Origin of the sequence: Planktothrix mougeotii LEGE 06226 (genome assembly GCF_015207485.1) — a bacterium.
Taxonomy (GTDB): Bacteria; Cyanobacteriota; Cyanobacteriia; order Cyanobacteriales; family Microcoleaceae; genus Planktothrix.
Genome location: NZ_JADEWU010000019.1, coordinates 22436 through 34600, shown reverse-complemented (window position 1 = coordinate 34600; position 12165 = coordinate 22436). Strand labels below are relative to the sequence as shown.

The following is a 12165-nucleotide window of genomic DNA, read 5'->3' as shown; positions in this document are numbered from 1 at the left end:
AAACCTGTTAAAATCGGTTAAATTGAGTCCAATAAAAATTTACAGGGAAACAACTTCAACGTCTACATCAGCCGTTACTTCAGAATGTAACTTAATATGAGCTTTGTAGGTTCCTAATTTGCTGATAGTCGGAAGTGTAATTTCCCGACGATCAACTTCTTGACCGATAGTTTGTTGAATTAATTCTGCTAATTCACGGTCAGTAACGGTTCCAAAAATTGCATTTTCTTCCCCAACTTGTTTGGCAATTTTGAATACACCCACCGCTTCCAGGGCTTTTTTCTGAGATTCCGCTTGTTGTTTAAGTTCCAGTTGCCGTTGACGTTCTTCTTCCCGACGACGTTCTACCTGTCTCAGAATGCCGGGGGTCGCCCGAACTGCAATACTCTGAGGTAGTAAATAGTTACGAGCATAACCAGGGGCCACTTCCACGAGATCCCCATTTTTTCCGAGTTTACTGACATCTTTCGTCAGAACCACTTGAACACGCTTCGCCATGATCAGTTCCTATATTTTTTTTAACCCAAACACTCTATATTAACGAAATTAGGGTACGATCGCAAGTCCATGATCAACCTGACCCCGGTTTAGGATACTTGTAATTGCGTAGTACAATACAAACTGAGTTGGAGCCGAATTTACCCTGGAGGCTGCTATGGAAAGTATTCAGTTCAAAGGACACATTGGTCAAGATGGAATATTACGAGTACAAATGCCAGCAGAATTTAAAGATAGAGACTTAGAAGGGATTGTGTGCTTTCAAGTATCTGATGAAACCCTCAAACATGAAGATTGGCAACCTGGGTTTTTTGAGGAGGTAATTGGTGGCTGGGTGGGTGAACCATTAGTTCGAGAAAACCAAGGACAATATGAAATGAGGGAGAATTTGTTTTGAGCTATTTAATAGTTTATCTTTAAATAAAAAATCAGCTAAAATTGCCGGAGAAATTCGCGCCCAATTAGCTGCTTTAGGTACACCCATTGGCCCCTATGATGTGCAAATTGCGGCGATCGCTTTAGCTAAAAATTTAATTCTAGTCACTCACAATACAAGAGAATTGGGGCGAGTCCCCAACTGGCAACTTGAAGATTGGGAACTCTAAAATTACCTTAAAATTGATCCTTCATTCCTCGCAAACGAGCAAAGGTTTGGATCGGATCATGACTTTTGACTGCGGTTTGCAAACTAGGAATATCCCACCGTAAAAACGGGTTAGTTTGTTTTTCTAAACCAATAGTTGAGGGAATGGTCGGTTGATTTTGACTGCGAGCTAACTTGACATTTTGGAAACGATTGTGTAACTCTAAATTGTCAGCATCTACCGTTAAAGCAAATTTTAAATTATTCAGGGTGTATTCGTGGGCGCACCACACTCTGGTAGTATCAGGTAGATTACGGAATTGAGTGAGGGAAGTCACCATTTGTTGAGGAGTTCCTTCAAATAAACGACCACATCCCCCGGCAAATAGAGTATCCCCACAAAATAAATCACCAGGGTCATCAGCATTTTGAGGCGGGAAATAATAGGCAATGTGGGCTTTTGTATGACCCGGAACAAATAAAATCACCCCAACTTGATCGCCAAATTGAACCTGATCCCCTTGTTTTAAAAAGACCTTTTGGCCCGGAATTCTACCTCGATCTTCTGCACCCCCATAAACCGTAAGATTGGGATAGTGTTGGATCAGTTGGGTATTTCCGCCAACGTGATCACTGTGATGGTGGGTGTTAAAAATTGCAACTAATTCGGCTCCTAATGTCTCCAAATGTTGTAAAACAGGATAGGCTTCTGCGGGGTCAACAACGGCGGCAATATTCCGATGGGGATCATGCAGTAAAAATATATAATTATCAGAGAGGGCTGAAATTCGTTCAATTTGCATAAAAACCAATCTCCTGGGATGATTTGATCAGGGTTTAGAAGAGTTAATTTTCTGTGGGGTGTGCGTCAGTAGTTTAGCAAATCTCCTCGCAAAATGAGTTAAGGCTTAAATTAAGAGAGGTAACAATTGAGATGCTCTGGACAATTCAAACTCGCTCTAAAATCTCAATTACTCAAATGACGGATCGGATTATCAATTCTGGTCAACTTAGTCATTCTGACTATTTGAGGTTAACCTCTGCTATTTTATCCGATAAAGATATTACTGAGCCTGAACGCAACCAAATTAATCGAGTTTTTGATTATGTGCAAACAGGTCGGCTCAAATTTAATGATATGTGATTTTTAGTTAAGGGAAAAACAGGGTGCGGGGAACAGTTTGTCAGGAGAATTATGGGATGAGCTTAATGATCATTTAGTTTTCTTCTTAAAGCGAATTAATTATCGATTCGATTAAATCAGACATTAATGAGGTAAGACCCGATGAATTTGCCTGAAATGAATACCCTTCTTCCTGTTCCAACAGAGCCGTTACAAATTCCGACACAAGCCACTATTCCGACGGAATTAGGTGAATTTGCGATTCGATTATCCTTGGTGATTCCTACTTATAAAGAAAGCGAAAATGTTCGGGCTATTGTTCAACAATTAACTCAGTTATTAGAATCAACAATTCCGAATCAATATGAGTTAATTATTGTTGATGATGATAGCCCGGATTTAACGTGGAAAGTGGCAGCAGAGTTAATGCCAGAATTTCCTCAACTGCGGGTAATGCGACGTCAAGAAGAACGGGGATTATCAACAGCCGTTATCCGAGGTTGGCAAGCAGCCAGAGGGGAAATTTTAGGGGTTATTGATGCCGATTTACAACATCCTCCCGAAAGTTTATTACAACTTTTAGGAGAAATAGAAAAGGGTGCAGATTTAGCCGTTGCCAGCCGCCATGTTGAAGGGGGAGGCGTTAGTGATTGGAGTGTAATTCGGCGGTTTTTATCGAGAGGCGCACAGGTTTTAGGATTAATTATTTTACCCGGTGTCATTGGTCGAGTCTCTGATCCAATGAGTGGGTATTTTATGGTCAGACGGGAAGCAATTGCTGGAAAAACCCTTGATCCGGTGGGCTATAAAATCCTGATTGAAGTGTTAGGTCGGGGTCAAATTCGTTGGGTGGGAGAAGTGGGTTATGTTTTCCAAGAACGCTTAGAAGGGGAAAGCAAAGTGACTTGGAAACAATATATTGAATATTTACAACATTTAGTGAAATTACGGTTAGCCCGATGGCCTGTAATGCGGTTTTTGCGATTTGGAATTGTGGGGTTTAGTGGGGTTTTTGTCGATATGGGAGTGTTTTATCTCCTTTATACTGTTATCGGTTTAGCCTTAACCCGAAGTGCAATTTTATCCGCAGAAGTGGCAATTTTGAATAATTTCCTTTGGAATGATATTTGGACATTTGGAGATATTTCTAGCCATCAGAAAGGCATGGGAAAACGGGTTAAACGCTTTGTAAAGTTTAACTTAATTTGTTTATCGGGGTTAATTTTAAACGTCTTAATTGTCAATCTCCTGTTTAATGTATTTGGAATGAATGCCTATATATCCAAAATTATTGCGATCGCACTGGTGACGTTTTGGAATTTCTGGCTGAATTTAAAATTGAGTTGGCGGGTAACGGAAGTGAAATGATGGCGAGTTTGGCGATTCTGTTTAAAATCATGATCAAATTAAGAATGGAAAAATAAAATAAAGTTGAACGATTAATCCTACATACCACCAAGCCCCATTTAAGAACGTATAAAAGGACATGATAAAATTTCTCAAGGTCGTTAAACTGGCGAAAATTGCTTTTGACAGACATTAATTCACCTATTTTACACGATTAATTTATGATGTCTGATAAAATTCATATTTCTAAAATAACTCGCTTAAAACCATTAGATGCGTTAAGAGCGATCGCTATTTTTTAAGAGAACATAGCCAGAAAATGAAGTGTAAATTTTTCCCATATTTAACTTAAAACATTAAGAGCGTTGATAGACATTAACAGTAAATTCGTCAAGATCCATCGTTCCTTGAAGTAACTGATTATTTTTAAGTTTATATTGAGATTGTAAAATCTTTTGAAGGGTTTCTCGTTCTGTTTCTGTTGTCGGTTCAGACCAAACAGGTTCAGCAACTTCTAACTCAATAATTCTTCCATAGGGTAAGGTTTGAGAAGTTAACAATTTTTCCAAAGCTGGAGTAAGTTTAGCAGACTCTTGAGCCAATAAAGACACAGGATATTGAGGAGAAATATAATAAGCTAAACGGTTAACATAACCCCAAGCTTTAGAATTCATGACAATTAAGGTCGGGGTGGTTGGTTCTTGGGCAATAATATCAGAAATTTGATGAAACATTTGCCGAGGTCTTAAACTATAGTCGCCAATACTAATCGTTAAATAAACCAGAATTAAACCCGTTGCTGTCAGACGATATAACGGTTCTTTTTTGATGCCTTGAATTAATAACGTAATCAATAATAAGCAACCCGGAAGAATAATCATCAAACTTCTTCCCCAACCAAAACCGATTGTAAATTTTTTACCAACAATATCCGCTAGTAAAGCTAAGAACAGAGGGAAGATTCCTAAAATTAATACCGTCCCTAACCGTCGATGTTCTCCCAGTTTCCACAGACGAATACTGCCAATTGTAAAAACAATAATCCAGAAAATACCCGTACTTACTGCAACCCAAACCGGAATACTGGTAATCCAATCTCCTACCCCTAATTGCACCCCTAAAAGATAAGCAACATCTTGTAAATGCTGTACCATTGTGGCAAAAAAACCGGGAGGAGTGCTAAATCGTCCTAAGTCAGCATTCCGTAATTGTTGACGAGTTCCCCATAACACCCAAGGAACTGTAATTAATACTCCAGTTCCTAAACGTAAAGCGTGTTGCCACCAGTGATGTCGATCTAAGTATAAGACTAAAGCGGCTAAAGTTATGACCCAATAAGCAAATAAATAAAACGTTAAACATCCCGCCACAACAGAAGCGATTAATACCCCAGTCCAAAACAGTTGTTGTTTCAATTTTAGGGGTGTTTTATGTTCAATTAGAGTGTTTTGAGGTTGAATTTGATCAACACCCATTAACTGAATTAAAGCCCAAGCACTTAAAATTGTCCATAACACTAACGGAGCATACATTCGGACATTCAGGGAGTGGAATAAAAAGAAAGGATTAGTCGCTAATAAAGCTGCAAATAATAAACCGCCTCGATATCCGAACAAAGTTCGTCCGAAACCATAACCACAACCAATACTGAATAGACTCAGTAATGTGTTAAGACTGCGTTGGGCAATTTCGCTATTGCCAAATAACCGTAACCAAAAATGCTGACTGATATAAAATAAAAAGGGATGAGGTTCTGCAACAATTCCTTTGAGCAGACTGACTAGAGTTCTTAAAATATCACTAAAACTAGACTCCGGTGGTAAATTCAGGAGTAGAGTATAATTAGCTAAAACAACAGGGACATCCTTGGGAGTAACATAAGCAGTTTTCTGTCCGGTCGATAAGAGGAGGGATAATACTTCGTCGTACCAAAACTCACGGGTTCCTAAGTTGAGAACTCTAATAAAAATGCTAATGATAATTGCTGCAATTAGTAAGGTTTCGAGGGATAAAGATTTGGGAAAAAAACCTAATTTATTACCTTCTTTCATAAAAAGTTAACCAAGGATAGCCCGTTTTACTATGAAAATTTCAATCGTGGTTGGTGATTTATCCAGTAGTGGAGCCGGAAGGTGGGGAGGAGCCGTTCGCCCCTTTTTACTAGCTCAAGCGCTGAAAAAAATCAACTGTGAAATCGAAATTGTCGGCTTCACTCAAGCAACAGATGAAACGTTAACCCTGAGCGAGGATATTCCAATTGTTTCTATCATCAAAGAAACTTATTATCCTCAATTTTTTAAATCTGCTCAACAACTGTTACAGCAGATTACCGGGGACATCATCTATGCTTATAAACTCAAACCCACCAGCTTTGGTTTATCTTTATTCAAAAGATGGCAAACCCATCGTCCTGTGATTTTAGATATTGATGATTGGGAATTAAGCTGGCATGGGGGAGAACAATACCAATATAAACCTTCCCTCAAACAACTGGGAAGAGATCTGCTTAAACCTGATGGCTCTTTAAGACAACCCGATTATCCCCTTTATTTAAAATGGATTGAACGGTTGGTTTCTCAAGCCGATTGTATCACCCTTCATACCGAATTTTTAAAGCAACGCTTTGGCGGCATTTATTTACCCAATGGAAAAGACACCACCTTATTTGATCCCCAGCGTTATGATCCAGAAGCCAGTCGCCTCCAGTATGGATTGAAGGACTACCGAATTTTAATGTTTCCGGGAGCGCCTAGACCCTATAAAGGATTAGAAGATGTTCTGATTGCCTTGGAACAACTCAATCAAAAAGATATTAAATTGGTGATTGTGGGAGGAAGCCCTTATGATGAGTATGACGAACAATTAATGCAACGATGGGGACAATGGATCATTAAGTTACCAAAAACTCCAGCTATAATGATGCCTGAAGTGGTTGCCGCTGCCCATGTTGTTGTGGTTCCTCAACGAGATGTTCCCGCAGCGCAAGCTCAATTTCCATTAAAGCTAACCGATGGAATGGCCATGGCAAAACCGATTCTAGCAACCCAAGTTGGAGATATTCCTGAAATTTTGGGGGAAACTGGATATTTAGTCAAGTCAGGTTCACCTGAACAAATTGCTCAAACCCTTGGGAGGATTTTTGATCATTTTGAAGAAGCCCAAGCGAGAGGTTGGAAAGCTCGGCAGCGATGTCTTGAGAACTACAGTATCGATGCAATGGCTGTTATTTTACAGGAGGTTATTGATAAACTGCATTAGAATTTGAGTTTGAAGCTAGGTGCGGTACAGTGCCATCAATTTCCTAGCTAGGATGGGATTAATTATAAAACTTTAGTATGCTTAATAAAAACTATTTAGTTCAATATGCACGACAATATCCGACTAGGATTATCTTGACAATCTTATTAGGATTTTCTGGAGCTATTTTTAGTGGCGTTAGTACCACCTTAATTGTTCCGGTTGTCTTAAATCTCCTCGGTCAACAAATGGAAATGAAAGGTGCTCCGCCTTTAATACAAAAGATCCTGGCTCCTTTTGGTGATGTTCCAGAACCTTATCGCTTGGGATTAATGGCCGGGGCAATTTTAGTGGCGTTAATTTTAAAAAATTTAACCACCTATTGGAGTAGCTTAGTTTCTAGTTCCCTCGGTCGTGCCTTAACTTGTGATATGCGCGAAGCGGGATTAAAGTTACTGTTAGATGTGGATTTAGATTTCTATGCAAAAACAAAAGTCGGAGATTTAATTAACCAATTAGGGGGAGAAATTGCCCGAGCTTCCAGTGCGATTGGGATTTATATTGGGATGTTTACCACATCGATCACGATTTTTGTTTTTGTACTCATTCTTCTCTCGATTTCTTGGCAACTCACCTTAGCAACAGGTTTATTGCTATTTATTGTCACTATTTTAAATCAATATATTATTCATAACTCCAAACAATCAGGAAATTTGCTATCAAAAGTATCGCGAAATTATTCAATTAAGCAGATGGAAGTTCTGAATGGAATTCGCTTAGTGAAAGCCACTGCTAATGAAAACCCAGAATATAAACAGCTTAAAAAGTTAATTCGGGAACGAGAAAAAGCCGATTATAAAGCACAAATGGCGTCAGCAGCGATTGCCCCCATCAATGAAGTGGTGAATATGCTGGTTTTGTTAGTGCTAATTGTGATTGGGAAATTCTTTTTATCCCAAGATCAAATTACAGCCTTATCCACAATTTTACTCACCTATTTGTTTATCCTATTTCGTACCTTACCTCTGATTTCTCAACTCAATAATGCTCGGAGTAACTTAGCTCAACGGGTGGCAGCAATTAACATTATTGGCGAGTTTTTAAGACGGGATAATAAACCGATTATGAAATTCGGTTCCATTTCCTTTACAGGACTTCAAGAAGGGATTCATTTTAATAATATTTCTTTTACCTATCCCGGTCATGACAAAATCGCGCTTCAGAATATTGACCTGTATATTCCGCGTGGTACAACTTTAGCTTTAGTTGGGGGTTCTGGTGCGGGAAAATCCACCTTGGCAGATCTTCTTCCCCGATTTTATGATCCAACGGTCGGCTCTATAGTAATTGATGGTCAAGATTTACGAGATTTTGACTTACAAAGTCTAAGAAAATCAATGGGAATTGTCAGTCAAGATACCTTCCTATTTAATGCCTCCGTTCGAGATAATATCGCCTATGCTAAACCTGATGTTACCGATGAAGAAATTATTTTTGCGGCTCAACAAGCCAATGCAGAGGAATTTATTACTAAGTTACCCCAAGGGTTTCTGACCCCCATTGGCGATCGCGGGGTTTTACTTTCCGGTGGCCAACGTCAACGAATTTCTATCGCCAGAGCCATCTTACAAAATCCCGATATCCTAATTTTAGATGAAGCTACCAGTGCCTTAGATACGGTTTCTGAACGTTTAGTTCAAGAAGCGATCGATAAACTCAGTCATGATCGGACAACGGTTGTCATTGCTCACCGTTTATCCACCATTCAAAAAGCGGATCAAATTGCTGTTTTAGATCAAGGGTGTTTGGCAGAGGTGGGAACCCATGATCAACTCCTGGCAAAAGGCGGAAAATATGCTCAACTTTATACCATGCAATTTGCTGATGAAGCCACTCGCGATCGCGCCATTATTCGCAGTTCCTATGAGGTACGCAGCCGCCTGAACCCCATGATTGGTTTCCTACAATTACTCGCTGATGAGTTAGTGGATGATCCAGAAGAACGGCAGGAACTTCTGAATGAATCCTACCGTTCAGCAACGTTTATTCTAGATAGCCTAGAATTTATTGAACAAAGTGTAAAAATTCGCTTGAATAATAGAATCTAAAGCTACCCTAAAACTGAGAGGTATTCATCTTATGTCACCCCCAAAACATTATATTTTTTACACTAGAAATGTTCTGCCACAAACCAATGTTGCCAGCTTGGTACAAGTTGTTAATTCTGCTAATGCCGCTGCGAATTTAGGCTACTCAACGGTATTAACTTACCTTCACAAAGCAATGACTCCATTTAATCCCCAGGAATTGCTGCATCCTTTCTTACCCCAAACCCCAGAAGCCGAACTTGTTCAAGCTTATAATATTCAAAACAAATTAAAAGTGGCTCCTCTACCTCGACCTTGGCCTGTTGATCGCAGTTGGGGCGGAAAATGGACGCACTCGAATACGATTGTTTCCAAATATTATTTTCCTACTTTTATCAAGCCTGCTGCCCAAATTGTTCATACTCGCCATTGGGGATTTGCCAAATTAGCGATTCGTTCCGGCGTTCCCGCCATTTTTGAACAGCATCATCATGAAAAATGGAAATTTGAACCCGAAATCGTCAATAGTCCTTTGTTACCCATTACTGTTACCGTAGCTGATACTGTTAGAGACAGCATGATTCAGAATGGAATGCCTCCCGAAAAAGTTATTACTCTTCATAACGGTTGTAATGATTTTTTTCTATTTCGGCAACCGCAAGAGGCTCAACAATGGCGAAACAAACTTCTTAAAAATCAACGCCAGTATTTAGTGGTTTATTCAGGAGGATTATATTCATTTAAAGGGATTGATTTATTGATTGATGTGGCTAAAACCTTACCCCACATTCAGTTTGTATTTGCAGGAGGTGATGTATCCCACGTCAACGCTTATCAAACCCAAGCCCAAGAAAAACAAGTAGATAACGTTGAATTTTTAGGGTTTCTTCCTCAAAATCAACTGGCGAGTTTATTACAAGCGGCTGATATCCTGGCTCATCCCCATCTGTTGACTCAAGCGGCTACGTTTACTTCTCCCCTAAAATATTTTGATTATCTAGCATCAGGAACCCCCATTGCATCTACAGAAATTCCACCTCTAATGGAGTTTAAGTCTGCTAATATCATATCGGGTTGGTGTGAACCGGATCAACCTCATCTATTTTCTCAATGTCTGGAGCAAGTTTTAGAACAATATCCGCGCAAACCACAGGGATATTCAGAAAATATAAAATTTGCTCGTCAGTTTTCCTGGGAAAATCGGATTGCTAAAATTTTATCACAGATTCCAGAACCGATGCGTCCCTCCGTTGCCGTATAAATCATTCAATTAGAATAAACCATGACTGAAAAAATTGTTGGCATGATTACCAGCTATCCCGGCTTAAACCAAAGTGATTGGCTTTGGCAACAAACACCTTATAGTTTTGGCACCTGGAGGAATATTAGCATTCAAGCCAATCATCCTCAGCCAGATTTTTTGTTACTTTATCAATTTGATTTTTGGAAACCCGTTAAAAAATTATCGTGGAAAGAACGCTTAAAACAAACCCTGAAACCTCAACCACCTCAACCTGATATTCGAGAAAAGTTTAGAGGCGTTCCTAAAGAGCGGATGATTTATTTATTACGAGAACCTCCTTTAGAAGAAGTGGTGGAAACGAATAAAAGCAATTATGAAACAGCCAAACAGTATTGCGGTTACATTTCTGGCCCCGATGATTTAGCTCCCACTCCCGATTATATGCCTGCCATTTGGTATCATTCCAACTCGTTTCGCGAGTTAAATGAAATGAATCCACCTGAAAAAGTCAAAGCTTGTAGCTGGATTACATCGGGAATTAATCGCACCGCTAATCATCGGAAACGATTAGATTTTTTGAAAGCCTTACAAGCTCAAAATCGGGAAATTGATTTTTATGGTCGGGGATTACCTGCTTGGGTGAAAGCATCTGGAGAATTAAAAAATAAATGGTACGGAATGGCCCCTTATTATTACAACTTGGCAATTGAAAATTATGCTGATAATGATTGGTATGTGACGGAAAAACTGTGGGATTCTTTACTGGCTTGGTGTCTCCCCATTTATTATGGAGGGCCAGCAGCCGATCGCTTACTGCCTCCAGGGAGTTTCTTAAGATTATCCAATTTAGATGAAAAGGGATTATACTATATTCGAGATGTTATTAGTAGTCCTGACGCTTGGTTAGAAGCAAAATCGGCGATCGCAGAAGCTCGACAGATTGTTTTACACAAACTGAATTTATTGAATTGGTTATCCGAGTTTACAGAAGCGTTTAACCTCTAATTTATTCTATATTTAATGCTCGGCTAACATCATCTCAACAATTTATAAAAAGAAAAGGGAGGAATTAGTATGCAGGGAATTTGTACCCTTGGGAATGATGTAGTTTACGATCAAATCGTAGCACTACTCAACAGTATTGATGCAAATTCAGGCTCAGAAATCCCCGTTTGTGTGTTTCCCTTTGATGATCGGTTAGAACGATTAAGCGCGGAAATTGCACGACGTCCGAATGTCAGTTTATATAATAATCAAGAAATTATTAATCACTGGGATCAATTTATGGCTGGAGCCAGTCCCGCCAGTACCAATAAAAAATATAGGCTTTATGGAGCTCATCGTCGCTTTTGTGGCTTTAATGGCCCTTTTGAACGGTTTGTTTACATGGATGCTGATACTTTATTAATGAGTCCGCTTGATTTTATTTTTAATAAATTAGATGAATATGATTGTGTTGTTTATGATTTTCAGCATTTTGAACCGGAGAGAATTTATAATCTTAAATCTTCTAAATTAACCCAGGTTTTTCCGCAAGAGTTAATTGATTGTCAAATTTTTTGTTCTGGGTTTTATGCAACGAAAAGAGGATTATTTGAACAAGAAAAATGTAAATGGTTACTATCCAATTTGCAAGAGGGAGGAGAATTAGAAATTCTATATCCCAAAGGAGATCAACCTGTTTTGAATTATATGTTCATGCGTTCAGGAATCCCCATTTATAACTTTGCCTATTACTTACCGAACAGCATTAGAACGGGGAACAGCGTTACCTCTAGTCATTTTAAAGAAAAAGATCATATTCTTTATGATAAAGGCAATCCCTTAACGTACTTTCATTACATTGGAATTATGCCAAGTGTGATGGAAGCGGTCTGTAAAGGTAAAAACGTTGAATTTCCCTACCGAGATGTGTTTTTACATTATCGCTATTTACATGAACCCGAAAAACGCCCTGTCTTTACAACTCCAGGCGTTCCCTATAATGCAAGTTCCAAACCGAGTCTTGTTAAGCGCATTTTGAGAAAATTAAACTTAAGTCGTTAAG

12 protein-coding genes are annotated in these 12165 nt (G+C 39.1%); 9 read left to right on the top strand and 3 right to left on the bottom strand.

The window, feature by feature from the left end; all coding sequences use genetic code 11:
* Nucleotides 1–39: 39 nt before the first annotated feature.
* Nucleotides 40–498: a 50S ribosomal protein L9 gene (gene rplI / locus IQ236_RS10600; RefSeq protein WP_193869231.1), complete on the bottom strand. Its 459-nt coding sequence runs from the start codon at nt 496–498 to the stop codon at nt 40–42.
* A 157-nt stretch (nt 499–655) separates the two neighbouring features.
* Here rplI and IQ236_RS10595 point away from each other — a divergent pair, with 157 nt between their 5' ends.
* Both IQ236_RS10595 and IQ236_RS28310 read left to right on the top strand, forming a co-directional pair.
* Nucleotides 656–895, top strand: coding sequence for a hypothetical protein (locus IQ236_RS10595; RefSeq protein WP_193869230.1), 240 nt, complete (start codon nt 656–658; stop codon nt 893–895).
* A complete protein-coding gene (locus IQ236_RS28310) occupies nt 885–1103 on the top strand; it encodes a PIN domain-containing protein (RefSeq protein WP_407676150.1) in 219 nt (72 codons plus the stop codon). The genes IQ236_RS10595 and IQ236_RS28310 overlap by 11 nt, the downstream gene beginning before the upstream one ends.
* Before the next feature lie 7 nt (nt 1104–1110).
* Here the strand turns inward: IQ236_RS28310 and gloB are convergent, their stop codons facing one another.
* Complete coding sequence (gene gloB, locus IQ236_RS10590) at nt 1111–1884, bottom strand: hydroxyacylglutathione hydrolase (RefSeq protein WP_193869229.1); 774 nt, start codon at nt 1882–1884, stop codon at nt 1111–1113.
* A 131-nt stretch (nt 1885–2015) separates the two neighbouring features.
* Here gloB and IQ236_RS10585 point away from each other — a divergent pair, with 131 nt between their 5' ends.
* Both IQ236_RS10585 and IQ236_RS10580 read left to right on the top strand, forming a co-directional pair.
* The gene (locus IQ236_RS10585; RefSeq protein ID WP_072718048.1) at nt 2016–2225 is read left to right on the top strand and encodes a hypothetical protein; all 210 of its coding nucleotides are present in this window, start codon (nt 2016–2018) and stop codon (nt 2223–2225) included.
* A 141-nt stretch (nt 2226–2366) separates the two neighbouring features.
* On the top strand, nt 2367–3572 hold the full coding sequence (locus tag IQ236_RS10580; protein ID WP_193869228.1) for a glycosyltransferase: 1206 nt from the start codon (nt 2367–2369) through the stop codon (nt 3570–3572).
* A gap of 335 nt (nt 3573–3907) precedes the next feature.
* Here the strand turns inward: IQ236_RS10580 and IQ236_RS10575 are convergent, their stop codons facing one another.
* Nucleotides 3908–5602: a glycosyltransferase family 39 protein gene (locus IQ236_RS10575; protein ID WP_193869227.1), complete on the bottom strand. Its 1695-nt coding sequence runs from the start codon at nt 5600–5602 to the stop codon at nt 3908–3910.
* A 31-nt stretch (nt 5603–5633) separates the two neighbouring features.
* On the opposite strand from IQ236_RS10575, the gene IQ236_RS10570 reads away from it, so the two are divergent.
* From IQ236_RS10570 to IQ236_RS10550, 5 genes are all read left to right on the top strand, one after another.
* Nucleotides 5634–6809: a glycosyltransferase family 4 protein gene (locus IQ236_RS10570; RefSeq protein WP_193869226.1), complete on the top strand. Its 1176-nt coding sequence runs from the start codon at nt 5634–5636 to the stop codon at nt 6807–6809.
* Nucleotides 6810–6886: 77 nt separating this feature from the next.
* The gene (locus tag IQ236_RS10565; protein WP_193869225.1) at nt 6887–8896 is read left to right on the top strand and encodes an ABC transporter ATP-binding protein; all 2010 of its coding nucleotides are present in this window, start codon (nt 6887–6889) and stop codon (nt 8894–8896) included.
* 31 nt (nt 8897–8927) lie between these two features.
* Nucleotides 8928–10136: a glycosyltransferase gene (locus IQ236_RS10560; RefSeq protein WP_193869224.1), complete on the top strand. Its 1209-nt coding sequence runs from the start codon at nt 8928–8930 to the stop codon at nt 10134–10136.
* A 21-nt stretch (nt 10137–10157) separates the two neighbouring features.
* Entirely contained in the window at nt 10158–11123 is a 966-nt protein-coding gene (locus IQ236_RS10555) for a glycosyltransferase family 10 domain-containing protein (protein ID WP_193869223.1), read from the top strand.
* A 69-nt stretch (nt 11124–11192) separates the two neighbouring features.
* Nucleotides 11193–12164, top strand: coding sequence for an Npun_R2821/Npun_R2822 family protein (locus IQ236_RS10550; protein ID WP_193869222.1), 972 nt, complete (start codon nt 11193–11195; stop codon nt 12162–12164).
* Nucleotide 12165 lies beyond the last annotated feature (1 nt).

What these genes read in the sequence shown, in the direction of transcription:
- IQ236_RS10555 (WP_193869223.1), top strand. Translation starts at nt 10,158, where the DNA reads ATGACTGAAAAAATTGTTGGCATGATTACCAGCTATCCCGGCTTAAAC.
- IQ236_RS10580 (WP_193869228.1), top strand. Translation starts at nt 2,367, where the DNA reads ATGAATTTGCCTGAAATGAATACCCTTCTTCCTGTTCCAACAGAGCCG.
- IQ236_RS10565 (WP_193869225.1), top strand. Translation starts at nt 6,887, where the DNA reads ATGCTTAATAAAAACTATTTAGTTCAATATGCACGACAATATCCGACT.
- gloB (WP_193869229.1), bottom strand. Translation starts at nt 1,884, where the DNA reads ATGCAAATTGAACGAATTTCAGCCCTCTCTGATAATTATATATTTTTA.
- IQ236_RS10575 (WP_193869227.1), bottom strand. Translation starts at nt 5,602, where the DNA reads ATGAAAGAAGGTAATAAATTAGGTTTTTTTCCCAAATCTTTATCCCTC.
- IQ236_RS10585 (WP_072718048.1), top strand. Translation starts at nt 2,016, where the DNA reads ATGCTCTGGACAATTCAAACTCGCTCTAAAATCTCAATTACTCAAATG.
- IQ236_RS10570 (WP_193869226.1), top strand. Translation starts at nt 5,634, where the DNA reads ATGAAAATTTCAATCGTGGTTGGTGATTTATCCAGTAGTGGAGCCGGA.
- IQ236_RS10595 (WP_193869230.1), top strand. Translation starts at nt 656, where the DNA reads ATGGAAAGTATTCAGTTCAAAGGACACATTGGTCAAGATGGAATATTA.
- IQ236_RS10560 (WP_193869224.1), top strand. Translation starts at nt 8,928, where the DNA reads ATGTCACCCCCAAAACATTATATTTTTTACACTAGAAATGTTCTGCCA.
- rplI (WP_193869231.1), bottom strand. Translation starts at nt 498, where the DNA reads ATGGCGAAGCGTGTTCAAGTGGTTCTGACGAAAGATGTCAGTAAACTC.
- IQ236_RS10550 (WP_193869222.1), top strand. Translation starts at nt 11,193, where the DNA reads ATGCAGGGAATTTGTACCCTTGGGAATGATGTAGTTTACGATCAAATC.